The 23,668-nt window shown below is 62.2% G+C and carries 21 protein-coding genes; 7 read left to right on the plus strand and 14 right to left on the minus strand.

Translation table 11 applies throughout. The features are described 5' to 3' along the window. Positions 1-6: 6 nt before the first annotated feature. Genes BM194_RS15105 through tatC form a run of 4 tightly spaced genes read left to right on the plus strand, consistent with a single transcriptional unit; the run spans position 7 to position 1,883 of the window. Positions 7-345, plus strand: a complete 339-nt coding sequence (locus BM194_RS15105) for a phosphoribosyl-ATP diphosphatase (protein WP_092848407.1) — start codon at positions 7-9, stop codon at positions 343-345. A gap of 30 nt (positions 346-375) precedes the next feature. Beyond that, positions 376-639: a Sec-independent protein translocase subunit TatA gene (gene tatA / locus BM194_RS15110; protein ID WP_092848410.1), complete on the plus strand. Its 264-nt coding sequence runs from the start codon at positions 376-378 to the stop codon at positions 637-639. A gap of 6 nt (positions 640-645) precedes the next feature. Then, positions 646-1,095 (plus strand): Sec-independent protein translocase protein TatB, encoded by a 450-nt coding sequence (gene tatB, locus BM194_RS15115; RefSeq protein WP_092848412.1) that lies wholly within the window; start codon positions 646-648, stop codon positions 1,093-1,095. Beyond that, a complete protein-coding gene (gene tatC, locus BM194_RS15120) occupies positions 1,092-1,883 on the plus strand; it encodes a twin-arginine translocase subunit TatC (RefSeq protein ID WP_092848414.1) in 792 nt (263 codons plus the stop codon). The genes tatB and tatC overlap by 4 nt, the downstream gene beginning before the upstream one ends. A 53-nt stretch (positions 1,884-1,936) precedes the next feature. Here tatC and elbB read toward each other — a convergent pair whose 3' ends face one another. Beyond that, positions 1,937-2,596 carry an isoprenoid biosynthesis glyoxalase ElbB gene (gene elbB / locus BM194_RS15125; protein WP_092848416.1) on the minus strand — a complete coding sequence of 220 codons (660 nt, stop codon included), beginning with the start codon at positions 2,594-2,596 and terminating at the stop codon, positions 1,937-1,939. 241 nt (positions 2,597-2,837) lie between these two features. On the opposite strand from elbB, the gene hemB reads away from it, so the two are divergent. Together hemB and ppk1 are read left to right on the plus strand one after the other, a co-directional pair. Next, on the plus strand, positions 2,838-3,845 hold the full coding sequence (gene hemB / locus BM194_RS15130; RefSeq protein ID WP_092848419.1) for a porphobilinogen synthase: 1,008 nt from the start codon (positions 2,838-2,840) through the stop codon (positions 3,843-3,845). A 45-nt stretch (positions 3,846-3,890) separates the two neighbouring features. Next, positions 3,891-6,101 carry a polyphosphate kinase 1 gene (ppk1, locus tag BM194_RS15135; RefSeq protein ID WP_092848422.1) on the plus strand — a complete coding sequence of 737 codons (2,211 nt, stop codon included), beginning with the start codon at positions 3,891-3,893 and terminating at the stop codon, positions 6,099-6,101. A 96-nt stretch (positions 6,102-6,197) separates the two neighbouring features. On the opposite strand, the gene BM194_RS15140 is transcribed toward ppk1, so the two are convergent. From BM194_RS15140 to BM194_RS15175, 10 genes are all read right to left on the minus strand, one after another. Beyond that, on the minus strand, positions 6,198-8,366 hold the full coding sequence (locus BM194_RS15140) for a PhoX family protein (protein ID WP_092848424.1): 2,169 nt from the start codon (positions 8,364-8,366) through the stop codon (positions 6,198-6,200). Between the two features lie 124 nt (positions 8,367-8,490). Continuing rightward, complete coding sequence (locus BM194_RS15145) at positions 8,491-9,006, minus strand: DUF3087 family protein (RefSeq protein ID WP_092848426.1); 516 nt, start codon at positions 9,004-9,006, stop codon at positions 8,491-8,493. Between the two features lie 29 nt (positions 9,007-9,035). After that, positions 9,036-10,106 carry a 3-deoxy-7-phosphoheptulonate synthase gene (locus BM194_RS15150; RefSeq protein WP_092848428.1) on the minus strand — a complete coding sequence of 357 codons (1,071 nt, stop codon included), beginning with the start codon at positions 10,104-10,106 and terminating at the stop codon, positions 9,036-9,038. Between the two features lie 36 nt (positions 10,107-10,142). Beyond that, positions 10,143-10,304 (minus strand): hypothetical protein, encoded by a 162-nt coding sequence (locus BM194_RS20660; RefSeq protein ID WP_177223427.1) that lies wholly within the window; start codon positions 10,302-10,304, stop codon positions 10,143-10,145. A 354-nt stretch (positions 10,305-10,658) separates the two neighbouring features. Further along, positions 10,659-10,787, minus strand: coding sequence for a hypothetical protein (locus tag BM194_RS21030; protein ID WP_280522553.1), 129 nt, complete (start codon positions 10,785-10,787; stop codon positions 10,659-10,661). Positions 10,788-10,866: 79 nt separating this feature from the next. Continuing rightward, the gene (folM, locus tag BM194_RS15155; RefSeq protein WP_092848430.1) at positions 10,867-11,580 is read right to left on the minus strand and encodes a dihydromonapterin reductase; all 714 of its coding nucleotides are present in this window, start codon (positions 11,578-11,580) and stop codon (positions 10,867-10,869) included. Beyond that, the gene (locus tag BM194_RS15160; RefSeq protein WP_092848432.1) at positions 11,577-12,377 is read right to left on the minus strand and encodes an NAD(P)H-flavin reductase; all 801 of its coding nucleotides are present in this window, start codon (positions 12,375-12,377) and stop codon (positions 11,577-11,579) included. Before BM194_RS15160 ends, folM begins: the two co-directional genes overlap by 4 nt. A 33-nt stretch (positions 12,378-12,410) precedes the next feature. Then, complete coding sequence (gene ubiD, locus BM194_RS15165; RefSeq protein WP_092848434.1) at positions 12,411-13,898, minus strand: 4-hydroxy-3-polyprenylbenzoate decarboxylase; 1,488 nt, start codon at positions 13,896-13,898, stop codon at positions 12,411-12,413. Between the two features lie 225 nt (positions 13,899-14,123). After that, positions 14,124-15,383: a transcription termination factor Rho gene (rho, locus tag BM194_RS15170; protein WP_092848436.1), complete on the minus strand. Its 1,260-nt coding sequence runs from the start codon at positions 15,381-15,383 to the stop codon at positions 14,124-14,126. Positions 15,384-15,755: 372 nt separating this feature from the next. After that, positions 15,756-16,082 (minus strand): thioredoxin family protein, encoded by a 327-nt coding sequence (locus BM194_RS15175; protein WP_177223428.1) that lies wholly within the window; start codon positions 16,080-16,082, stop codon positions 15,756-15,758. A gap of 106 nt (positions 16,083-16,188) precedes the next feature. On the opposite strand from BM194_RS15175, the gene ppx reads away from it, so the two are divergent. Beyond that, on the plus strand, positions 16,189-17,715 hold the full coding sequence (ppx, locus tag BM194_RS15180) for an exopolyphosphatase (protein WP_092848443.1): 1,527 nt from the start codon (positions 16,189-16,191) through the stop codon (positions 17,713-17,715). Here the strand turns inward: ppx and tilS are convergent, their stop codons facing one another. The 3 genes from tilS to dnaE all read right to left on the minus strand — a co-directional run bounded on the left by tilS (position 17,716) and on the right by dnaE (position 23,571). Continuing rightward, positions 17,716-18,972 carry a tRNA lysidine(34) synthetase TilS gene (gene tilS / locus BM194_RS15185; protein WP_244890983.1) on the minus strand — a complete coding sequence of 419 codons (1,257 nt, stop codon included), beginning with the start codon at positions 18,970-18,972 and terminating at the stop codon, positions 17,716-17,718. Positions 18,973-18,979: 7 nt separating this feature from the next. Then, positions 18,980-19,933 carry an acetyl-CoA carboxylase carboxyl transferase subunit alpha gene (gene accA, locus BM194_RS15190; protein ID WP_092848447.1) on the minus strand — a complete coding sequence of 318 codons (954 nt, stop codon included), beginning with the start codon at positions 19,931-19,933 and terminating at the stop codon, positions 18,980-18,982. Positions 19,934-20,067: 134 nt separating this feature from the next. Beyond that, positions 20,068-23,571 carry a DNA polymerase III subunit alpha gene (gene dnaE, locus BM194_RS15195; RefSeq protein WP_092848449.1) on the minus strand — a complete coding sequence of 1,168 codons (3,504 nt, stop codon included), beginning with the start codon at positions 23,569-23,571 and terminating at the stop codon, positions 20,068-20,070. Positions 23,572-23,668: the final 97 nt, after the last annotated feature.

The raw sequence follows: 23,668 nt of genomic DNA on the forward strand, positions 1-23,668 counted from the left end.
TCATCGATGAGCGATATTCTTCACCAGCTCGCCGAGGTTCTCGACCAGCGCCGTCATGCCGACCCGGAATCCTCCTATGTGGCGTCGTTGCACTCCAAGGGACTCAACAAGATTCTGGAAAAGGTCGGCGAGGAAGCGACCGAGACCATCCTTGCCGCCAAGGACGCCGAAAGCGGCGTTGAGCGCGAGCGCCAGGCAGTGGTCGCCGAAACTGCTGACCTGTGGTTTCATAGTCTGGTGATGCTGTCGCATCTGGGCATAGACTCGCAGGATGTGCTCGATGAACTGGCACGCCGTTTCGGCATATCCGGGCTGGACGAGAAGGCCGCCCGCACAACGAAATAATTGGGTTCCGGCCCGACGGGAGAACGACATATGTTAGGTGGTATCAGTATCTGGCAACTGCTGATCGTACTCGGCATCATCATCCTGATTTTCGGCACCAAGAAACTGCGCAATGTGGGCGGTGACCTGGGTGGTGCAGTCAAGGGCTTCAAGAAGGCCATGAACGACGACGACACCAACACGGACAAGGACGACACGACGCAGCGCCAGGTGCAGCACGACACCGACGCCAAGGGCGAGACCTACGATGTCAGGCCCGAGCAGCGCGTCGAAGACAAGGAAGAGCGGAAATAACCCGCCATGTTCGATATCGGCTTTCTTGAACTGCTGATCATTGGTGTGGTGGGCCTGCTGGTGCTCGGTCCCGAGCGGCTGCCCAAGGCCGCTCGTACCGTGGGCTTGTGGATCGGCAAGACCAAGCGCACGGTGGCCAACATGCAGCGCGAGATCAATGCGCAGCTGGAAGCCGAGGATCTGCGCCAGAAACTCAGCGAGCAGGAGAAGAAGCTCAACGAGGGTCTCGACAAGGCGCGGCGCGAAGTCGAGAGCTACGCCGACACGCCCGAGGCGAAGAAGACCAGGCCCGAAGCCTCGCCTGACGGCACCGTCGCCAGCGGCGGCGACGCTCAGATCCAGCACGCCGAGGCACGCACCGGCATCGCCCATGCCGAGCCGGCCGAGCACGAACCGGTCGCGCCTCCCACGCCGTCATCCTCCACGGCCGATGACAAGGATTACCCGTCGCGATGAGTGCAGCCCCCTCCCCGCGTAACAAGCCGCCGGAACAGGAACACGCCCAGGCCCCGCTGATCGAGCACCTCATCGAGCTGCGCTCGCGCCTGATGCGTGCCGTGATCGCCATCGTGGTCATCTTCCTGGCGCTCTACGCGTTCTCGAACGATATCTATGCTTTCGTTGCCGACCCGCTGATGGCGCTCTTGCCGGAAGGCTCTCAGATGATCGCCACCGAAGTGGCTTCACCGTTCCTGGCACCCTTCAAGCTGACACTGGTGGTGGCCGTCTTCGTGGCCATTCCCTTCGTGCTGCACCAGATGTGGGCCTTCATTGCGCCCGGCCTATACGAGAACGAGAAGATACTGGCGATACCGCTACTAGTTTCGAGCGTGGGGCTGTTCTACGGCGGGGCGGCTTTCGCCTATTACGTGGTGTTCCCCTTGCTGTTCGACTTCTTCGTGCATACCGGCCCGGAGAATGTCGCAGTGATGACGGATATCAACCAGTATCTCAACTTCGTTCTCAAGCTGTTCTTCGCCTTCGGTATCGCCTTCGAGATCCCGATCGCCACGTTCCTGATGATCTGGACCGGCGCAACGACCGTGGAGAGCCTGTCGAAGAAGCGCCCCTACGTGATTCTGGGCTGCTTCGTCATCGGCATGCTAATGACGCCGCCGGACGTGATTTCACAGAGCCTGCTGGCCATCCCCATGTGGCTACTCTATGAGATTGGCATCGTGTTCGGACGCCTGGTGCGACGCCGCCAGCGCAAGCGCGAGCAGGACGACGTCCAGGATGCCTGACACAACGAGCCCGCCGATTGGCGGGCTCGTTGCTTGGCAAGGATGTCTTTTACTCAATCCATCATGTCGACGAGCTTGTCGACCAGCTTGAAGATGCCCTTGGCCGCTTCGCTGATCCGATCGGTCAGCATGAAGGCCGGCGTGGTGATCACGCGGTGTTCGCGGTCGATGACCACGTCTTCGACACTGCAGCTCTTGTGCAGCCCCCCCATGCTGCTGATTGCGCCAGCGGCACCCGCGTCCTGTCCCACCGTGATCGGAATGGCCTGCCCCAGTAGCCGGGGAACCAGAACCGGAGCGATGCACATCAGGCCAATAGGCTTGCCGGACTCGAAGAATGGCATGACCTTGTCGCGCAGCAGTGGCAAAACGCTCATGTCGGACCCAGCCTCGGCGAAATCCGACAGGTTGCGGGCCACGCCAAACCCGCCGGGCAGCACGAGACCGTCGTATTCGCCGGGATCGAGCGTCTCCAGCGAAGCGACCTCACCACGTACCAGTCGGGCCGATTCGACCAGCACATTGCGCGCCTCCTCGGGCATCGGCTCGTCGGTCAGGTGATTGATGCTCTGGCGCTGCTCGATATCGGGCGCAAAACAGCGATAGCCGATACCCAGTTGATCCAGGCGCAGCAGCGTCAGGGTCGTTTCATGGGGTTCCGAGCCATCATGCACCCCGCAACCCGAAAGTATCACCGCAACCCGTTTGCTCATGCCGTTCTCCTTGTCGTTGTCGGCATCTTGCCGTTTCACTATCGGAAAGCCACCATGCCGGAGTGCACGGCGAAATTACAATCTAGAATGTCGCCTAAGGTGCGACAAGGCGCCGAAAGCATCCTGTGCCGCACCGTTGCTATACTGGCAGCCCTTTTGCCGCCGTTGTCATCGTATTGTCATCGATCTGGCGCACACTCGATGCCACGGCGGTCGCGCCCCAACGACTGGAGAATGCGTTTTGAGTCAACTCACTTCACGTCAGTATCCCGCGACCCGCATGCGCCGTATGCGCAAGGACGATTTTTCGCGCCGCCTGATGCGCGAGTCCACGCTGACGCCCGACGACCTGATTCTGCCGGTCTTTGTCCTCGACGGTGACAACCGCCGCGAGGCCGTGGCCTCGATGCCCGGTGTCGAGCGCCTGTCGATCGACCTGCTGATCGAGGAAGCGCGCGAAGCGTCGTCGCTGGGCATTCCCGCCCTCGCCTTGTTTCCGGTGATCGAGGCCAGCCAGAAAAGCGAACTGGCCGAGGAGGCCTACAACGCCAGCGGTCTTGTCCAGCGCACGGTGCGCGCGCTCAAGGACGCCTGCCCCGAATTGGGTCTGATTACCGATGTGGCTCTCGACCCATATACCAGCCATGGCCAGGACGGCATCCTCGACGAGCAGGGCTACGTGATGAACGACCGTACCGTCGAGACCCTGCTCAAGCAGGCGTTATCGCATGCCGAGGCCGGGGCTGACGTGGTCGCCCCGTCGGACATGATGGATGGCCGGATCGGTGCGATCCGCTCGGTACTCGAACAGGAAAACCTGCACAACGCACGCATCATGGCCTACTCGGCCAAGTATGCGTCACGCTACTACGGGCCATTCCGCGATGCAGTGGGCTCGGCAGGCAATCTCGGTAAGGCCGACAAGTGCACCTACCAGATGGATCCAGGCAATAGCGACGAGGCCGTCCATGAGGTTGCTCTCGACCTTGCCGAAGGCGCCGACATGGTCATGGTCAAGCCCGGCATGCCTTATCTGGACGTGGTTCGCCGCGTCAAGCAGGAACTCAAGGTGCCGACCTTCGCCTATCAGGTCAGTGGCGAGTACGCGATGCACATGGCCGCTTTCGAAAACGGCTGGCTGGACGCCGACAGCGTGATTCTCGAATCATTGATGTGCTTCAAGCGGGCCGGCGCCGATGGCGTGCTGACTTACTTCGCCAAGCGCGCGGCACAGTTGTTGAACCAATAACGGGAGAGCTGCCCCGACTCTCCTATCGACGCAGGAGTCTTCGCGATGGAAGAGTCGCGTGCCCAGGAACCGTCAGGCAATCAGGAAGACGGTCAGGAGTCGCTCAATACCGAATCGGCCAATGATGCTCCGCTGCGGGTCAACCGGACCCGCACCGGCATTCATGCCAAACCGACGCCCTCGCCGGAAGCCGATCTCAACGACCCAACGCTGTATTTCAATCGCGAACTCTCGCATTTGCAATTCAATATCCGCGTGCTCGAGCAGGCGCTGGATACTTCGCATCCGCTGGCCAACCGGCTGATGTTCCTGCTGATCTTTTCGTCGAATCTCGATGAGTTCTTCGAGATTCGTGTTGCCGGTCTCAAGCACCAATTGATGCTGGGGCGCGAGGACACCGGTGCCGACGGGTTGACGCCTCGCAAGGTGCTAGCCGAGATCTCGCGCATCGCCCACGATCAGGTGGACCGCCAGTACCGCATTCTCAACGAGTCGCTGATTCCGGCCCTGGAAGAACAGCGCATCCGCTTCATCCGACGCAACCAGTGGACCCAGGCCCAGCGCGCCTGGGTTCTCGACTATTTCGAGGAGGAGATCATGCCGGTGATCAGCCCCATCGGGCTCGATCCCTCGCATCCCTTCCCGCGACTGGTCAACAAGAGTCTCAACTTCATCGTCGAACTCGAGGGGACCGACGCCTTCGGTCGCGAAGGCGGCCTGGCGATTCTGCCTGCACCACGCTCGCTGCCACGTCTGATTCGCCTGCCTCAGGAACTGGCCGGCGAAGGCTATACGGATTACCTCTTCCTGTCGTCGATGATGCATGCCCATGCCCAGGAAGTGTTTCCGGGCATGCAGGTGCGTGGTTGCTATCAGTTTCGCCTGACCCGCAACGCCGACCTGTCGGTCGATCCCGAGGAGGTGTCCGACCTGGCCTCGGCGCTGCGTGGCGAGCTGCTGGCTCGCCGTTATGGCGACGGGGTCCGCCTGGAAGTCGCCGAGAATTGCCCCGATGACCTGGCGGCCTTCCTGCTCAAGCAGTTCGAACTGGAGCCGCAGGATCTCTATCGCGTTCATGGTCCGGTCAATCTGGCCCGCATGATGGCGATGCTCGACGATGTGGAACGCCCTGACCTGTACTATCGCCCGTTCACCCCCGGCCTGCCCAGGAACCTCAAGCCCGACTCCAGCCTGTTCGACATCATTCGCCAGGGCGATGTGCTACTCCATCACCCCTTCCAGTCGTTCACGCCCATCGAGGATCTGATGCGCGAGGCGGCCCGCGACCCGTCGGTGCTGGCCATCAAGCAGACCCTCTACCGTACCGGGGCGGAATCACCGATCGTCAGCGCCCTGGTCGAGGCGGCGCGCAACGGCAAGGAAGTCACCGTGGTGATCGAGCTGCGTGCACGCTTCGACGAGGCCGATAACCTGGCGCTGGCATCGCGTCTCCAGGAAGCCGGCGCCATCGTTATCTATGGTGTCATGGCCTACAAGACCCATGCCAAGATGATGCACATCGTGCGTCGCGAAAGCGGAGAACTGCGCTATTACGTGCATCTGGGCACCGGCAATTACCATTCCAAGACGGCCAAGCTGTATACCGACTACAGCCTGCTCACGGCCAACGAAACGCTGTGCGAGGATGTGCACATGGTCTTCCAGCAGCTGTCGGGCATGGGCAAGCCACGCAATATCAAGACCCTCTTGCACGCCCCGTTCGTGCTCCACGGCAAGCTCATCGAGATGATCCAGCGCGAAACCCGACTTGCCGAAAAAGGCAAGCGCGCCCACCTGATCATCAAGTGCAACTCGCTGACCGAACCCAAGCTGATCCGCGCCCTCTACAACGCTTCGCGGGCCGGCGTGCAGTGTGACCTGATCATTCGCGGCATGTGCTGCCTGCGCCCCGGCGTACCGGGGATATCCGAGAACATCCGGGTACGCTCTATCATCGGCCGCTTCCTGGAACATACCCGGGTATTCTACTTCGCCAATGGCGGCAAACCGGAAGTCTGGGCCTCGAGCGCGGACTTCATGGAACGCAACATGTTCCACCGTGTCGAGACCTGCTTTCCCATTCTCGACAAGAAGCTGGCCCAGCGCGTGCGCAAGGACCTGGAAACCTATCTGGTCGACAACTGCCAGAGCTGGATCTTGCGCGAGGATGGCAGTTACCAGCGCAACGAGTCCGGCGAGGCTGCGCCCATCAGTGCCCAGGAAACGCTGCTCTATGCCTATGCAGCGAAATCCTGACGCCGCCTGATGATGCGAAAACCCACGGCGGAGGCCGTGGGTTTTACTTGTCCTTGTAATACGGAAAGGAGGCTGGCCGATGCCAGCCTCCTGGCCTTAGACGCCGATCTGGCCGCCATCGGCCTTCTGGATCACTACCGTCGAAGCACGCGGACGCACATCGCCGCTGGCTGCGTTAGTGGCTGGCTGCATGATGGCCCCGGGATCGGCCGGCCAGTTGCCCGGGTGCTGGATGTTGATGAACAGCGCCGTCTTGTCCGGCGTGGCGAAGATGCCCGTCACTTCGCAGCCGTTCGGGCCCACCGCGAAGCGCTTGAGCTGCGCCTGGTCGCTGGCATCGATCACGGCGGCATCGCCTTCATTCATGCTGACCGAGGACGGCACCACGGCCAGGACCTGGTCGTTGGTGTAGCTGGCGACACCATCGTAGCCATTATCGGTTTCGATCCACAGGATGCCCTGACCATCGCCGCGATCGTCGTACCACAGACCATCGGGGCTGGCGAACTGGTTGAGCTCGGTCAGGCCGGACAGGTTGTCGGAATCCGTGGCCGCCGCTCCGAAGACGAACACTTCCCACTCGAATGTCGTCTCTTCCGGTGACGGCTCGCGCCATCGAATGACCTGACCGCCTTCGTTGTCGGCACGCGGATTGGGCGCATTGACCGGTGCAGAAGCGTAACCCACGCCCAGCCCGTCGATATCGCTGCCGCCGTTGGAATAGGTCGGATCGGTGCCCTCTGCGGTACGGTCGGTATTGTTGGTCAGGGTCATGTAGACCTCACCGGAAACCGGATCGACAGTTCCCCATTCCGGGCGGTCCATGGGCGTGGCACCCATCAGGTCCGCGGCGTCACAGGTGTGTATTATGACCCCGGCCAGGTCGTCGTCGGCCAACCCCAGAGCGCTGGAGAGGCGCTGTCCATCCTGCGTCGTGGCATCGGCGGTCAGCGGCAGCCACTCACCAGTGCCATCGGCATTGAACTTGGCAACGTAGAGCGTGCCTTGGTCCATGTACTTGGCACCAATGGCCAGACGGTCATAGTTGCCGCCAGCCCGATTGGCGTCGGCCGGATCCCAGACAGCATCGGAGACGAACTTGTAGATATATTCGTTGCGTGAGTCGTGACCGGAATAGAAGACCACGGGCTCGCCCTCGACCAGCTTGCCCGGCCAGCACCCTTCGTGGCGGAAACGACCCAACGCTGTGCGCTTGACGGCACGTGTGTTGGTATAGGGATCGATCTCTACGATATAGCCAAAGGTGCGCGGTTCGTTGCGGTAGTCGTCGGCTGCAGTAGCACCTCTGGGCGTGGCATTGAAACGTGCGAATTCACCACCCACTTCACTGGGGTCGCCGGCAGCGGTTTCCCACCCATAACGTCCGCGTCCTGTCGGTATGTCCAGACGATTATCGTCAGCTTCACGGCCGTTATCCTTGACGAAGACTTCCGGCCAGTTCTCTTCACACGTCAGGTAAGTGCCCCACGGTGTGTAGCCACTGGCACAGTTATTGTTAGTGCCGCGCGTCTTCGTGCCATCGGTTGAATAAGCGGTAACAACATACTGACTGCCCGCCACCGGCCCACTCAATTCCATCGGCGTAGCCGAGGTGAATCGACGGTTGTAAGGAGAGTTGGGAATGTGCGTCCAGGTCCCGTCTAACTGCTTCTGTACACGGACAATCGTCACGCCATGCGCATTGATTTCCGTGCGCACTTCGTCGGCAGGGCGTACGCCACTGCTGGCATTAGTCGCACCGCCCTGCGGTGCCCAAAGTGCGCCCTGATCGATATATTCGTTGTTCAGGGAGAGCAGGAAATCGCTGGATGCATCGGCATCATTCAGCGGAAAATGGTACATACCGTCATGATGCATGCCGACGCTATTGGCCTGAATTTGCGGCGTCATCTGACGGTCAGCACTCCAGTTGGGCGCCATGCTGTTCAGCGGCGTCCCCCAGGGTATCAGGACCTGAGCGGTGTACCCTTCCGGCACGACGACAGCGTCGGTCATTGAGCCCGCAATCGACTCGAAGGCAAGGGCCAGGGCCGTCTTTTCAGGCAACTCTCCCTTCGGGACCTCGCCGTCACTGCCGAGATTGCTGCAACCTGTCAGGCCAAAACCGCCCAGCACCGTCATCGCAGCGACGCCCAGACCACCCTGCATGATACCGCGGCGCGAGACGTGCTTTTCCAGAATATAAGAGAACGGCTCGTTACCGCTGCGGTTCAAGATATAGTGATTTTCGATTTCCTTGCTCATGGTCCCCTCATTGAATGGCAGTTCTCAAATTCTGTCGTGATTGCCAATCGAACGGGGACGACGTTAAGCCTACAAAATGACAAGTTGGTTAACGATTAAAGTCATGACCATGACAGGCTTTAACTCAATTACTGCGGAAAGTATCCAACGCCCTGAGATCGACGCTATCGACCTCTACCGGTAGCCGGCATTCCTCGCGTGCCTGGCGGACCCGTAAGCGTTCGGCCAGCCGCTCGCTGTCGTCATCGAACGTGCGGCCGTTGAGATCGGCAAGTTGCTGCATGCCCTGGTGGTAAAAGGCCAGCAGGTCGAGCGCCTGCGGATCGTGGCGCTCGAGTCCCGCCTGCCGCAACGCCGGCAAGTGAGCACTGACCCGGGACAGCTGGCGCTTGAGTTCCCAGGCGTAGCGTTGGTCACGCATCCCTGGCCGGTCGCGTAGCACAGCGACAACGACGCTGGTCGCCAGTAGCCCGAGCAGTACACCCAGTGCGTTCATGCCCAGGCTGGAGCCGAACTGCGACGTCAGCAACTGTGAGAACAGCAGGCCAAAGATGATGAACTGCCCGGCCACGATCACCGTCATGGTTTTCGCCTTGCGGCGATACTGCTCGGGATCGTGGGCTTCGAAGCGAAAACGCATGCCGGACAGTCTCCTTCAGGTCAAACAGGTCATTGATCGCGTAGCCGGGCTGCGGCGAGATCGAGCAAGTGTTCCGTAGTTTCCCAGCCCAGGCAGGCATCGGTCACCGAGACGCCGTAGCGCAACGCCGCCTTGTCGAGTGGCTGCTTGCCTTCGTTGAGATGGCTCTCGATCATGACGCCGATCAGCGCAGATTCTCCGGCCAAGCGCTGCGCCAGCACATCGAGCAGCACCTCGCTCTGGCGACGATGATCCTTGCGGGAATTGGCATGACTGCAATCGACCATGAGATTGGGCCGCAGACCTGCCTCTTCCAACTGACGACGGCTTTCTGCGACGCTTTCGGCATCGTAGTTGGGCCGGCCATGGCCGCCACGCAGGACGAGGTGGGTATGTGCATTGCCCTGCGTCTCGTGCATGACCGGCCGACCGTACAGGTCCATGCCGAAATGCCGGTGTCCTTGGGCGGCAGCACGCATGGCGTCGATGGCAACCCCGACCCCGCCGTGGGTGGCGTTCTTGAATCCCACAATTGCCTCGAGCCCGCTGGCCATCTCGCGATGAATCTGCGACTCGGTAGTCCGCGCCCCGATTGCCGCCCAGGCAAGCAGGTCATCGAAGTAGGCCGCAGCCATAGGCTGGAGTAGTTCGGTGGCGACCGGCAAGCCCAAGGCTGCGACATCGCGCATCAAACGACGCGACAAGGCCAGACCGTGGGCCATATCGTCGCTGCCATCCAGGTGGGGATCGTAGGCCAGCCCCTTCCAGCCGACCGTGGTGCGCGGCTTCTCGACGTAGACGCGCATCACCAGCAACAGGCGGTCCTCGACGCGCCGGGCCAGCGCTGCCAGACGTTCGGCATACTCTAGTGTGGCGCGCGGATCATGGACGGAACAGGGGCCGACCACGACCAGCAGGCGGTCGTCATCGCCATCGAGGATGGCCCGAATGGCCTCGCGCTGCTGGGCGATGGAACGCATTAACTCTTGATCGAGCGGGAGCTGCCGACGCAATTCGGCGGGTGTTGGCAGGGAATTTCCGGCCTGGCGGGCCGGTGCGGAAGCACGTTGGGGGTCGAGCTGGGGCACTGTAGCAGTCATGGTGTTCGTTTCCTGGCTGGCTCGCAGCGGCGAGCGTCACTGGTTATCAAGACATCGTGATTGTCGTGTGCCACCCAGGATGCCCCGGCCGGAGGCGGCAGACTGGACCGACCGGGCGACGCTAAATCGCCAATACCCTGCACCATAACCGTAATCGTTCTTGCCATAGGCAGTGAAGGCGATGGGTGCGGTGGTCATTTGTCTGGCTCCTTGTCGAGCAATGAAATGTGTACGGTGCAACGAAAAACCCCCGGTCGGGGTTGCCGACCGGGGGTTTCAGTGGAGGCAACCCTGCTGGTCAGGGTGCGCCTCTTGGCTCAGGCCGTCTCGGCCGGGCCAACGGGCGCACCGCGACTAAACCAGTACCAATAGCCATAACCTGCCCAACGACACGCACGTACCGCACCCGGCAACTGCCGGAAAGCACTCGTGTGTGTAAGAGGCATGGCGCTCATGGTTGTCTCCGATATCGATGGGCTGCGACCTGTCACAAAGCAGCGTTCTTTCATCCTACACGGAAGCTGCCGTTTGACAACCCTGCCAGCGTCAACGTTACAGCCCGAAGTACTTGATCCAGATAATGGTTGCCGGCAGGCAGCTCATGCCGACCACCACGACCAGCCCCAAAAAGAGGGACATGAATCCGCTGGTATCCTTGAAATTGGGGTCGTACTCGGCCATGTCGTTGTCTCCTCACCTTGTTGTCGTCGTCGGGACAGATTGGCCTGCATTCTAGCGTGTTCCGCCAACGGCTGCAGTGTCAGCGCAGATGCCGCCCACCATCCACGGGCAGGGTGATGCCGGTCACGTAACGGTTGTCGAGCAGGTAGCGCAGGCTTTGGTAGATCACGCCCGGCCCGGGCACCATGGCCATTGCCGACTTGGCCCGAGCCTTGGCGGCGTAGGCCTCGTCATCGCCCTCGTTTAGCATGATCAGCGCCGGTGCGATGGCGTTGACCTGAATGTCTGGTGCGTACATGGCCGCGAACGACAGCGTAAGATTGTCCAGCCCCGCCTTGGTGGCCGCGTAGGCAGCGTGCTTTTTCGAACCTTTGCTGGCGACGTAGTCGGTCATGTGCACGATATCGCGCTGCGGCTCGCTGCAGGCATCCAGCAATTCACGACAGTGCAGGTTGATCAAGTAAGGCGCCTGCATGTGGACCCGGAACAAGCGCTCGAAGTTGCTTCCAGCATCATCGCCGCTCGAATCCGGCGCCCAGTCGCTGGCATTGTGTACGATGGCACGCAGCGAACGTACCTGGGCCTTCAATCGGTCGATGAAGTCGAGAATGCCGGCTTCGCTGGAGAAATCCGCCGACAGCGTGCCAATCCCCTGCTGGCGAAGCGCATCGATTTCAGGACGCTCGCGGCGGTAGGTGACGATGACCTCATGCCCGTCGGCAACCAGCCGCTCGGCACAATGGCGCCCCAGACGCTGGGCGCCGCCGGTGATCAGAATTGGCGAGGCGCTCATGATCCGTTCTCCGGCGTGGCATTATCGCCCTGTGTTCTAGCATCGCCGGATTCTGGAATCAGTGGGTCACGTGGTGCATAGGCAAACACGTCAGAGTGTACCCGGGTCGCATCGAGCCCGAGCGGCGCTAAAGTATCGATACAGGCGTAGACCATGCCCGGCGACCCAGAAAGGTAGACGTCATAGCCGGAGACATCCGTGAGCGTGGCGGCCAGCGCCTCGTCGATACGCCCCAGGTGGACGTGTATGCGAGGCCCGGCGAACGTGCCACCCAGCGGAGTTTCCGAGACGGCATGGAAGGCGAAGTTGGGGTGCGTTTCGGCCCACTGGCGGGCGAGGCTTTCCAAATAGAAGTCGCGCCGCTCGCGCACCGCCCACCAGAACGAGACCGGATGGTCGTGATTGGCCGCGAAGGCCGCCTCGAGCAGGGCTTTCATCTGGGCGAAGCCGGTGCCGGCGGCCACCATCAGTAACGGTCGGCCACTCGTCTCGTCCAGTACACACTCGCCACTGGGCATGCGCAGGGTCAGGCGCTGCGACTGCTGGATCATTTCGCGCAGGCGCTGCGAATTGGAGCGCTCCGGCCAGTGCTGGATATGCAATTCGATGGTGCCATCGCCGCGATGGGCATTGGCAATGGAGAACGGCACCCAGGTTTCATCGTCGAGCAACAGCTCGAGATACTGACCGGGAGCATGGGCAACCGCCTCGCTGCGGCCTTCCAGCTGCACGCGAAAGACGTCGGGCGTCAGGTCCTCTACCGAGATCACCTGGCAGGTCAGGGTCCTAGGCGTCATGCTTTCCTCAAATGGCTTGGTCAGGGGGGAGCATCAGCGATGCAGCACCGCAGGCAGCGGAATACCCAGCTCATCCCAGCGGTCATCGACACGGGCCTTGATCCCGCTATCCATGACGATGGGCGTTCCCCATTCGCGCTCGGTCTCGCCGGGCCACTTGGTGGTGGCATCGAGGCCCATCTTCGAGCCCAACCCCGCCACCGGTGATGCGAAGTCGAGATAGTCGATGGGGGTATTTTCCACCATTACCGTATCACGTGCCGGGTCCATGCGCGTGGTGATGGCCCAGATCACATCCTCCCACTGACGGGCGTCGACATCGTCATCGAGCACGATCACGAACTTGGTATACATGAACTGACGCAGGAAGCTCCATACGCCCATCATCACCCGCTTGGCATGCCCGGGATACTGCTTCTTCATGGTCACCACCGCCATGCGGTAGGAACACCCCTCAGGCGGCAGGTAGAAATCGACGATCTCGGGAAACTGCTTACGCAGAATCGGCACGAAGACCTCGTTGAGTGCCAGGCCCAGGATCGCCGGCTCGTCCGGGGGACGACCGGTATAGGTCGAATGGTAGATGGGGTCGCGGCGATGCGTGATGCGCTCAACGGTAAAGACCGGGAAGGTCTCGACCTCGTTGTAATAGCCGGTGTGGTCGCCGTAGGGGCCTTCCGGGGCAGTATCGTCGGGATAGATGAAGCCTTCCAGTACAATCTCGCTGGACGCCGGCACCTCGAGGTCGGCATGCCCGCATTTGACCAGTTCTGTGCGCGAGCCTCGCAGCAGCCCGGCGAAGGCGTACTCGGAGAGCGTGTCGGGCACCGGTGTCACTGCGCCGAGAATGGTTGCCGGGTCGGCACCCAGCGCCACGGCCACCGGGAAAGGCTCACCGGGGTGGGCCTGCTGCCACTCCTGGAAATCCAGCGCTCCGCCTCGGTGCGACAACCAGCGCATGATCAGGCGATTCCTGCCAAGCTTCTGCTGCCGGTAGATGCCCAGGTTCTGGCGCGTCTTGTGCGGGCCCTTGGTGACCACCAGCGCCCAGGTCACCAGCGGTGCCACGTCGCCCGGCCAGCAGTGCTGGATGGGAATGCGATCGAGATCGACCGCATCGCCTTCGAGTACGACCTCCTGCACCGGCGCCTTGCGCAGCGTCTTGGGGCCCATGCTCATCACCTGTCGGAACACCGGCAGCTTGTCGATGGCATCGCGGAACCCCTTGGGCGGCTCCGGCTCCTTGAGAAAGGCCAAGAGCTCGCCTACCTCGCGTAAGGCCTCCACCGAGTCCTGCCCCATGCCAAGCGCCACGCGGCGGGGAGTGCCGAACAGGTTACCCAGCACCGGCATGCTGTGCCCCTTGACGTTCTCGAACAGCAGTGCCGGACCACCGGCCCGCAGCGTCCGGTCGCAGATCTCGGTCATTTCCAGGTAAGGGTCCACCTCGGCACGTACCCTCACGAGTTCGCCGGACTCCTCAAGCGCCGCAATGAACTCACGCAAGTCCTTGTACTTCATGCGCTAAACCCTTCTCCCCAACGACAGAAGGGGCAGCATATCATGCCGCCCCTTTGCAGTGCCGCTTCCGACGCTCCGTGCAGAAGAAAGCATCGAGAACCATTACGAGCGAACACAGGTCGTGTCCGGCCGGAGCACAGGAACCGGAGCATACACGGAGTATGTGAGGATTCCGCGCACCGCCCGGGTGCGAGATGTGGAGTGCAGTAGGTTATTCGATGTTTTCTAGCGGCGCTTCATGGCCTCGAAAAACTCAATATTGGTCTTCGTATCTTTCAGACGATCGATCAGGAATTCCGTCGCCGCCACGTCATCCATCGGATTGAGCAGCTTGCGCAGGATCCACATGCGCTGCATTTCGTCCTCGGAGGCAATGAGGTCCTCGCGACGGGTCCCGGAGCGGCGGATGTTGAGCGCCGGATAGACACGCTTCTCGGCCAGCTTGCGGTCGAGATGAGCTTCCATGTTACCGGTGCCCTTGAACTCCTCGAAGATGACCTCGTCCATCTTGGAACCGGTGTCGACCAGCGCAGTGGCGAGGATGGTCAGGCTACCGCCCTCCTCGATGTTGCGCGCCGCGCCGAAGAAGCGCTTGGGCTTTTCCAGGGCATGGGCATCGACGCCCCCGGTGAGCACCTTGCCGGAGGACGGCACCACGGTGTTGTAGGCACGAGCCAGGCGAGTGATCGAGTCGAGCAGGATCACCACGTCCTTCTTGTGCTCGACCAGGCGCTTGGCCTTCTCGATGACCATCTCGGCAACCTGCACGTGACGTGCCGGCGGCTCGTCGAAGGTCGAGGCCACCACCTCGCCGCGCACGGTGCGCGACATCTCGGTCACTTCTTCCGGGCGCTCGTCGATCAGCAGCACGATCAAGTGGCACTCGGGATTGTTGCGCGTGATCGAGGTGGCAATGTTCTGCAGCATCAGCGTCTTGCCGGCCTTGGGCGGCGAGACGATCAGGCCACGCTGGCCCTTGCCGATGGGGGCGGTAAGATCGATGACGCGGGCGGTGAGATCCTCGGTGGAGCCGTTGCCCAGCTCCATGACCAGGCGTTCCTGAGGAAACAGCGGGGTGAGGTTCTCGAAGAGGATCTTGTGCTTGGCGTTTTCGGGCTTGTCGAAGTTGATCTGGTTGACCTTCAACAGCGCGAAGTAGCGTTCGCCTTCCTTGGGCGGACGAATCTTGCCGGAGATCGAATCGCCCTTGCGTAAGTTGAAGCGGCGAATCTGGGAAGGCGATACGTAGATATCGTCCGGGCCGGCAAGATAGGAACTGTCGGCGCTGCGCAGGAAGCCGAAGCCATCCTGGAGGATCTCCAGCACGCCATCGCCGTAGATGTCTTCGCCACTCTTGGCATGTTTCTTGAGGATGGCGAAGATGATGTCCTGCTTGCGGGAACGTGCCAGGTTATCGATCCCCATTTCCTGGGCGATTTCCAGCAGTTCCGGCACGGATTTTTGCTTGAGTTCGGTAAGATTCATCGGTTTGTCAGAAATTGCTCTTGTCAGCGTGGCAGCGTGAGCTGATATAGGACAGGAGGCGGTGACGATGCGCCGCGCGGTGCGTTCAGGGCCCTGGGATTTCCTCTCGCCGAAGATAGCCGTTGGACGACGACTCCCATGGGGAGGTCAGAAGCGTATCGGAATCGAGGGAGGCGCTGTTCCTTGTCGCCTGACATTCACTGTAGAAGTGAAACAGCGGGCTTACTGACGGCTTGGAATCTGACCGCGTGGCGGCCCGGAAAGCATTTTTGGAACAGGCGAACGTCTGGATGGTAGTTAAGCCGGGCGACAAACGCAAGTCCCCCGTACCTCATGGCAGGCCATGCCCCGCTCCGGCTGTGCCTGTCACAGTCACAGGGCGGCATCGATGAACGCGTCCAACTGATCGTCATCCAGCGCCCCGACCCGGGTTGCCTCGAGATCGCCGTCCACGAACAGCACCAGAGTCGGCAGGCCGCGAATGCCGTACTTCTGCGCCGAAGCGGGGTACTGGTCGGCATCGACCAGGTAGCAGCCCAACTGGGCGGAGTGGCGACTGGCTAGCCTGTCGAGACGCGACGCCAGCGTCTGACAGGGCTGACACCACTGCGCCATGAACACGACCAGCGCCATGCCCGGCTGGGCCAGCAGATCTTCCATTCCCTCGTCCGTCAGCCACTCCATGGACGTATCGGCCATCGTTTGCTCCTTCGCAGTTACCGTTCCCATTGGACGCTGCCAGAACGCGATTGACAAGCATCCGGACGCCCGACAACCTTAACGCAGAACAGCATAGGAATTGCGCATGAGCGGGACGCCTGCGGAAACACGGACTCCTCGCCGCCTGGCGGCCATCGATCTGGGGTCGAACAGCTTCCACCTGTTGGTAGCCAACTATCACGAAGAGCAGTTGCAGGTCGTCGCCAAGCTGGGCGAAAAAGTGCAACTGGCTGCCGGCCTCGATGAGGATGACAATCTCGGCGAGGATGCCATCCAGCGTGCGCTCGACTGCCTGGCCCGGTTCGCTCCGTTCATCGCAGACGTGCCATCGCGCAACCTGCGTGTCGTGGGCACCAATGCACTGCGTAATGCCGTCAACAGCGAGGCGCTGATCCATCGCGCCGAAGCGCTGCTCGGCCATGAGATAGAAATCATTGCCGGGCGAGAGGAAGCCCGTCTGATCTATCTGGGGGCCGCCCATGCCCTGGCCGACGTGCATGGCAAGCGCCTGATCGTCGACATCGGCGGTGGATCCACCGAGTTCATCATTGGCGAGCATTTCGAGCCACTGGCCTTGGAAAGCCTGCACATGGGCTGCGTAGCCTATACCAGCCGCTTCTTCGCTGAGGGCGAGATTACCGAGAAACGCTTCCGTCAGGCCGAACTGGCTGCGCTATCGGAACTGGCCAATATTCGCCGGCCCTACCTCGAACTGGGCTGGACCGACCCGGTCGGCTCCAGCGGCACCATCAAGGCCGTGGCTGCTGTGCTTGCCGCCACTGGCGACAGTCCGGATGGGCTGATCCACCGCGAAGGCCTGATGAAGCTACGCAAGCAGCTGATCAAGACCAGGCGACTCGACAAGGTCGCCATGGAGGGGCTCAAGGCCGATCGCGCCCGGGTCTTTCCAGCCGGCGTAGCTATCCTGAGCGCCATCTTCGAGGCATTCGACCTGACCTACATGCGCTACTCCGACGGTGCCCTGCGTGAAGGCGTGCTCTACGACCTAGCCGGCCGCAACACGCCCGAGGACTCCCGCCTGCAGACACTGGGCGCCCTGCAGCGCCGCTATGGCGTCGAAACCCGCCAGGCCGATAACGTGGCGGCCAGTGCCCGCCGTGCCTTCGACCAGGTGCGAGACGCCTGGAAACTCGACGACGAGCAGAAACAGTTCCTCGGCTGGGCTGCCCAGATCCATGAAATGGGCCAAGCCGTCTCGCACAGCCAGTTCCACCGCCACGGCGCCTATCTTCTGGAACATTCCGATCTGCCGGGGTTCTCTCGTCCAGAACAGCGTTGCCTGGCATTCCTGGTTCGGGCTCATCGGCGCAAGTTTCCCGTCAAGGAACTCGAGGCACTGCCTGAGTCGCTGCGCGAGCGCTACGCCCGGCTGGCACGCCTGCTGCGCGTGGCGGTGATCCTGAATCACTCGCGCCCCGAGCAGCCTGTCGTTGATTTTACCCTGACCGCCGAGGGCGAAGCGCTGCGACTCGCCCTGCCCGATCCGCTCGCCGAGCAGGCCCTGCTGGTCAACGACCTGCAGCAGGAGATGGCCCTGCAGCAGGCGGCAGGATTCAACTTCGAACTCGAGTCGGCCCCGGTCGACGCCTGATCAGGCGTAGGTCATTTTCCAACCTTCGGCCACGGCGACCCCCAGCACGGCGACCAACGTGTCGCCGTGCCAGGCCAGGAGTTGGCGGTCGCGCCGCCACGGCGGAATGTTGGCTTCCTGGAGCAGGCGCTTGACATCGCGTCGGCCACGCCCGGCAATACGCAATGTTTCCCCGCCCCGTCGCCAGGTCAGCCGCAATCGACAGGCTCGACCCTCGTGCGAAGCGAGATTCACGTCGACGATCCCTGCCGGAGTGCTTAACCCTGCATGGCCGTTCCACTCGGCTTGCCAGTCCTCCGGCACCGGTACCTGCGGTGCCTGCAGGTAGAGCATGCCGCGCCAGCGCCGTGCCTCCCCGCCCGGCCACGCGACGACAACACCGGCATCCCTACGGGCATCGAGTTGAGCAAGTAGCGCGGCCAGACGGCTTGCCGGCGGCGTAGGCAGGGCCAGTCGCTGGCAGGCATGGCGGATCAGCAGCCGCTGGCGCGCTGGAGAGAGAGATATGACATGCACCAGCGCCAGACAACCGGCATCGCCTCCTGCCGCCTCGAGATCCAGCGCCGCCAGTTCATCGAGCAGGGTATCGGCTTCGCCGGCCAGGACGGCACTGCGTGCCAGGGACGAAGACGCCCCGGGCCAACGCGCGGCAAGACGAGGCAGAATATCGCATCGCAGATAATTGCGGTCGATGGTCACGTCCCGGTTACTCGGGTCATCCACCCAATCGAGACGTAGCGCCTGTGCCTCGCGCTCCAGTTCGCTGCGGGTATAAGGGAGGAGCGGACGCACCAGGCGTCGCCCCTGCCAGTCGCGCTGTGCCGGCATGCCGGCCAGGCCGCGAATTCCGCTACCACGCAGCGCTGCCAGCAGCAGGGTCTCGGCCTGATCGTCGGCGTGCTGCGCCAGCCACAGCGTTTCACCGGCACCGACCCGTTGCGCAAAGGCTGCGTAGCGGGCCTCGCGTGCTGCGGCCTCCAGCCCCTGCCCCCGGCTTTCGACCCGTACGCGCTCGATGTACAACGGCACGCCCAAGCGGCTGCACAGCACACCACAATGGCGCTCGAAATCGCCTGCTGCCGTTTGCAGGCCGTGGTTCACGTGAAGGGCGTAGATCGGGTGGGGATAGCGACGCGACGCCTGTACGGCAAGCGTCAGCAGCAGGCAGGAATCAAGACCGCCCGACAGGGCAATCCAGACAGGACGCCCCGGCGGAACAGTCGCCAGGGCGTTATCAATCACAGCTGGGAGCGACATGCTCGGCTTATGCTGGAGCTCCATAGCTCATCAGCCGTTCATAGCGCCGTTCCAGCAGGGCATCGGTGTCCATGGCCTGGAGCCGGTCGAGGCTGGCGAGCAACGCCTCCTTGACCCGCTCGGCGGTGACCGATGGATAGCGGTGAGCACCGCCCAGCGGCTCCTCGATCAAGGTATCGACGAAGCCCAGTTCTTCCAGGCGCTCAGCGGTGATCCCCATCGCCTGGGCAGCCTCAGGGGCCTTCTCGGCACTCTTCCACAGAATCGAAGCGCAGCCTTCGGGCGAGATCACCGAATAGGTCGAATACTGCAGCATGGCCAACTCATCGCAGACACCGATGGCTAGCGCCCCGCCGGAACCACCCTCGCCGATTACCGTGGAGACGATAGGCGTCTTCAGGCGCGACATCACCGCCAGGTTGTAGGCGATAGCCTCGGACTGGCCGCGCTCTTCGGCATCGATACCCGGGTAGGCGCCCGGCGTGTCGATGAAGGTGAGAACCGGCATCCTGAAGCGCTCGGCCATCTCCATCAGACGGCACGCCTTGCGATAGCCCTCGGGACGCGGCATGCCGAAGTTACGCCGGACCTTTTCCTTGACGTCACGCCCCTTCTGGTGACCGATCACCATCACCGGCTTGTCGTCGAGGCGTGCAACGCCACCGACGATGGCGGCGTCATCGGCAAAGTGACGGTCGCCGTGCAACTCGTCGAAGTCGGTGAACACGTGCTGCAGGTAATCGAGGGTATAGGGGCGCTGCGGGTGGCGAGACAGTTGCGACACCTGCCATGCCGTCAGGTCGCGAAAGATCGACTCGGTGAGCTTCTGGCTCTTTTCCTCGAGACGAGTAATCTCGTCGCTGATATTGATCTTGCTGTCATTGCCGACCAGGCGCAGTTCCTCGATCTTTGCCTGAAGTTCGGCGATGGGCTGTTCAAAGTCCAGGTAGTTGGGATTCATAGGGCTTCGCTTTTTGAAATAGACAGCCTGGAGGCCACGGCTGAAACGCGACAATGCGCAATCGATGACAATGACTGCGCATTATCGCACCTTGGCCTGCACACGCAAGGTACGTCGCTCCGAGAGGGATCGTTTCAGCCACGGTAGCGGAGCCTGACGCCGTCCTGTCCTTCGACCTCGTGCAAGGCGACCATCAGTTCGTCGGCCGGCGCCACTTTCCAGTCGTCGCCCAGTTCGAGCCAGCCACTGGCCTGGGCGTTGCGGTACCTGAGGCGCACCGGCAGGCCGTCATTGCTGCGCCATGGATCGAGGCTGTCGCGTAGGCTCGAGATGAAGCGACCATTCAGCCGGTTACCGTCCACGGAAAGTTCTACCGCCTCGCCATAGCGGCGGCGGGCATCGACCATCATCGTGATTTCCTTGCCGCGCAGGCGCAAGCCACCGGAGAAGTCGTCGCTGGACACTTCACCTTCGACGATCAGCACCTGGTCCTGGCCGAGCGTGGCACGTACCTGGTCGAACAACTCGCCGAACAGCGACGCCTCGATGCGCCCGGTGCGGTCGTCGAGGGTCACGAAAGCCATGGTGTCACCGCGCTTGGATTTCATGGTCCGCATGGCCACGACCAGCCCGGCGACACGCTGGGGCTCGCGAGACGGCTTGAGCGAGCTGATGCGCGTCGACACGAAGCGCGCCAGTTCCTTCTCGTATTCGTCGATGGGATGCCCGGTCAGATAAAGACCCAAGGTATCCTTCTCGCCGGCCAGGCGTTCCTTGTCGCTCCAGTCGCGCACCTGGCGGTATTCCGCATAGGCGTCGCCGGCCTCGGGCTCGACGAAGGCCTCACCGAACATGTCCATCATGCCCAGGTTGGCATTGGTGGTGCTCTGCTGCGCCGCCTTGATGGCATCATCGAGCGCGGCGGCCAGCACGGCGCGCGACGGCCCCAGGCTATCCAGGGCGCCGGCACGGATCAGCGCCTCGAGGGTGCGCTTGTTCATGCGCTTGGCATCGACCCGGCGGCAGAAATCGAACAGGTCGCTGAACGGGCCATCGGCACTACGCGCCTCAACGATGGCCCCGATCGGCCCTTCGCCGACACCACGGATCGCGCCCAGGCCATAGACTACCCGGCCCTGCTCATCGACGGTGAACTTGTAGTCGCCGACATTGACGTCCGGCGGGGTCACCGTCAGGCCCAGGTTGCGGCACTCCTCGATCAACGGCACCACCTTGTCGAGGTTGTCCATGTCGGTGGACAGCACTGCCGCCATGAACGGCCCCGGGTAGTGAGTCTTGAGCCAGGCGGTCTGGTAGGACACCAGGCCGTAGGCGGCCGAGTGCGACTTGTTGAAGCCGTAGCCGGCGAACTTCTCCACCAGGTCGAAAATATTGCCGGCCAGGTCCTTGTCGATGCCGTTGGCCGCACAGCCTTCCATGAAGCCGGCACGCTGCTTGGCCATTTCCTCGGGCTTCTTCTTGCCCATGGCGCGACGCAGCATGTCGGCCTGGCCGAGCGTGTAGCCGGCCAGCACCTGGGCAATCTGCATCACCTGCTCCTGATAGAGGATGATGCCGTAGGTGGGCTCGAGCACCGGCTTGAGCAGGTCGTGCTGGTAGTCGGGGTGCGGGTAGGAGATCTCCGCCCGCCCATGCTTGCGGTTGATGAAGTCATCGACCATGCCCGACTGCAGCGGCCCTGGACGGAACAGCGCCACCAGAGCGATCATGTCTTCCAGCGAGTCGGGCTGCAGGCGCTTGATGAGCTCCTTCATACCGCGCGATTCGAGCTGGAACACCGCCGTGGTCTCGGCCTTCTTGAGCATGTCGAAGGTCGGCACGTCGTCGAGCGGAATGCTGGCGATGTCCAGCGGACCCTCGCCGCTGCGTGCACGCACCGCATCGACCATCTCCAGCGCCCAGTCGATGATGGTCAACGTGCGCAAGCCGAGGAAGTCGAACTTGACCAGCCCGGCTTCCTCGACATCGTTCTTGTCGAACTGCACCACCAGGCCATTGCCGTCCTCATCGCACAATAGCGGCGAGAAGTCAGTAAGCTTGGTCGGCGCGATGACCACGCCACCGGCGTGCTTGCCGGTACCGCGGGTAATCCCTTCGAGCTTGACCGCCATGTCCCAGATTTCCTGGGCCTCCTCGTCGTTGGCGAGGAAGTCGCGCAGCGCCTCTTCCTGCTCGTGGGCCTTGGCCAGGGTCATGCCGACCTCGAACGGGATCAGCTTGGACAGCTTGTCACCCAGCGAATAGGGCTTGCCCTGGGCGCGGGCCACATCGCGTACCACCGCCTTGGCCGCCATGGTGCCGAAGGTGACGATCTGCGAGACGGCGTTACGCCCGTAGCGCTCTGCCACGTAGTCGATCACCCGGTCGCGTTTCTCCATGCAGAAGTCGACGTCGAAGTCGGGCATCGAGACACGCTCGGGGTTAAGGAAACGCTCGAACAGCAGGTCGTATTCCAGCGGGTCGAGATCGGTGATCTTCTGCGCATAGGCGACCAGCGAGCCAGCCCCGGAGCCACGCCCCGGTCCTACCGGGATATCGTTGTCCTTGGCCCACTGGATGAAGTCCATGACGATCAGGAAGTAACCGGGGAACCCCATCTGGATGATGATGTCGAGTTCGAAATCCAGGCGCTTGCGGTAGGCTGGCTCGTGCTCTGCGCGCGAGCGGCCGGCATAGATGGCGTCGGGCCCGTCGAAGAGCTGCTCGAGGCGCTCGGTCAGCCCGTCATGGGAGACCTTGCGGAAATATTCGTTGAGGGTCATGCCCTCGGGAATCGGGAACTCGGGCAAGAAGTACTCACCGAGACGCACGTCGACGCTGCAACGGGCAGCGATCATCACGCTGTTCTCGAGCGCCTCGGGAATATCGGCAAACAGCTCGGCCATTTCTGCGGGACTCTTGAGGTATTGCTCCTCGCTGTAGCGGCGCTCACGGCGCGGGTCGTCGAGCGCCTTGCCCTCGCCGATGGATACCCGCGTTTCGTGGGCCCAGAAATCCTCCCGGGTCAGGAAGCGAACATCGTTGGTCGCCACCACCGGGGTACCGGTATCGGCGGCAAGCTGAACCGACAGATGAACGCACTCCTCTTCGTGCTGGCGGCCAGTGCGCGTCAATTCGAGGTAGAAACGCTCCGGGAAGTGGCGTTGCCATTCGGCCAGCAGTTCGCGGGCTTCCTCATGATGATCGGCAAGCAGAAAGCGTCCGATTTCGCCTTCGCGTCCGCCCGACAACGCGATCAGGCCGTCGCTCTGTGCGAAGACCCACGCTTTCTTGAGTACGGAAATACCCTGGCGCTGGCCATCGACCCAGCCACGTGAGATCAGCTCGGTGAGATTGCGGTAGCCATCGTTGTTCATGGCCAGCAGCGTCAGCCGGTAGGGGTGCCCCTCGTCGAAGGGGTTCTCGAGCCACAGGTCGGCACCGATGACCGGCTTGAGACCGGCCCCCTGGGCGGCCTTGTAGACCTTGACCAGGCCGAACAGGTTGGCCTCGTCGGTGACCGAGACGGCCGGCATGCCGGCCTCGGCCGTGGCCTGGACCAGCGGCTTGAGGCGCACCAGGCCGTCGACGAGGGAATATTCGCTATGCACACGAAGGTGGACGAAGGGCGTGGTCATATCGGACTCGCAGTTGTTCGGGCAATGGCGGCTGCGGAGGGACATCTCTCGCAGCGTATCAGAGAGCGGTGGAATACAGTCGATTCTGCTGGGCGTT

It is taken from the genome of Modicisalibacter xianhensis (assembly GCF_900113605.1).
GTDB lineage: Bacteria > Pseudomonadota > Gammaproteobacteria > Pseudomonadales > Halomonadaceae > Modicisalibacter > Modicisalibacter xianhensis.

Bases quoted from the DNA above. Each gene is read 5' to 3' on its own strand.
- BM194_RS15105 (WP_092848407.1), top strand. From the start codon at position 7: ATGAGCGATATTCTTCACCAGCTCGCCGAGGTTCTCGACCAGCGCCGT.
- tatA (WP_092848410.1), top strand. From the start codon at position 376: ATGTTAGGTGGTATCAGTATCTGGCAACTGCTGATCGTACTCGGCATC.
- tatB (WP_092848412.1), top strand. From the start codon at position 646: ATGTTCGATATCGGCTTTCTTGAACTGCTGATCATTGGTGTGGTGGGC.
- tatC (WP_092848414.1), top strand. From the start codon at position 1,092: ATGAGTGCAGCCCCCTCCCCGCGTAACAAGCCGCCGGAACAGGAACAC.
- elbB (WP_092848416.1), bottom strand. From the start codon at position 2,596: ATGAGCAAACGGGTTGCGGTGATACTTTCGGGTTGCGGGGTGCATGAT.
- ppk1 (WP_092848422.1), top strand. From the start codon at position 3,891: ATGGAAGAGTCGCGTGCCCAGGAACCGTCAGGCAATCAGGAAGACGGT.
- BM194_RS15140 (WP_092848424.1), bottom strand. From the start codon at position 8,366: ATGAGCAAGGAAATCGAAAATCACTATATCTTGAACCGCAGCGGTAAC.
- BM194_RS15145 (WP_092848426.1), bottom strand. From the start codon at position 9,006: ATGCGTTTTCGCTTCGAAGCCCACGATCCCGAGCAGTATCGCCGCAAG.
- BM194_RS15150 (WP_092848428.1), bottom strand. From the start codon at position 10,106: ATGACTGCTACAGTGCCCCAGCTCGACCCCCAACGTGCTTCCGCACCG.
- BM194_RS20660 (WP_177223427.1), bottom strand. From the start codon at position 10,304: ATGACCACCGCACCCATCGCCTTCACTGCCTATGGCAAGAACGATTAC.
- BM194_RS21030 (WP_280522553.1), bottom strand. From the start codon at position 10,787: ATGGCCGAGTACGACCCCAATTTCAAGGATACCAGCGGATTCATGTCC.
- folM (WP_092848430.1), bottom strand. From the start codon at position 11,580: ATGAGCGCCTCGCCAATTCTGATCACCGGCGGCGCCCAGCGTCTGGGG.
- BM194_RS15160 (WP_092848432.1), bottom strand. From the start codon at position 12,377: ATGACGCCTAGGACCCTGACCTGCCAGGTGATCTCGGTAGAGGACCTG.
- ubiD (WP_092848434.1), bottom strand. From the start codon at position 13,898: ATGAAGTACAAGGACTTGCGTGAGTTCATTGCGGCGCTTGAGGAGTCC.
- rho (WP_092848436.1), bottom strand. From the start codon at position 15,383: ATGAATCTTACCGAACTCAAGCAAAAATCCGTGCCGGAACTGCTGGAA.
- BM194_RS15175 (WP_177223428.1), bottom strand. From the start codon at position 16,082: ATGGCCGATACGTCCATGGAGTGGCTGACGGACGAGGGAATGGAAGAT.
- ppx (WP_092848443.1), top strand. From the start codon at position 16,189: ATGAGCGGGACGCCTGCGGAAACACGGACTCCTCGCCGCCTGGCGGCC.
- tilS (WP_244890983.1), bottom strand. From the start codon at position 18,972: ATGTCGCTCCCAGCTGTGATTGATAACGCCCTGGCGACTGTTCCGCCG.
- accA (WP_092848447.1), bottom strand. From the start codon at position 19,933: ATGAATCCCAACTACCTGGACTTTGAACAGCCCATCGCCGAACTTCAG.
- dnaE (WP_092848449.1), bottom strand. From the start codon at position 23,571: ATGACCACGCCCTTCGTCCACCTTCGTGTGCATAGCGAATATTCCCTC.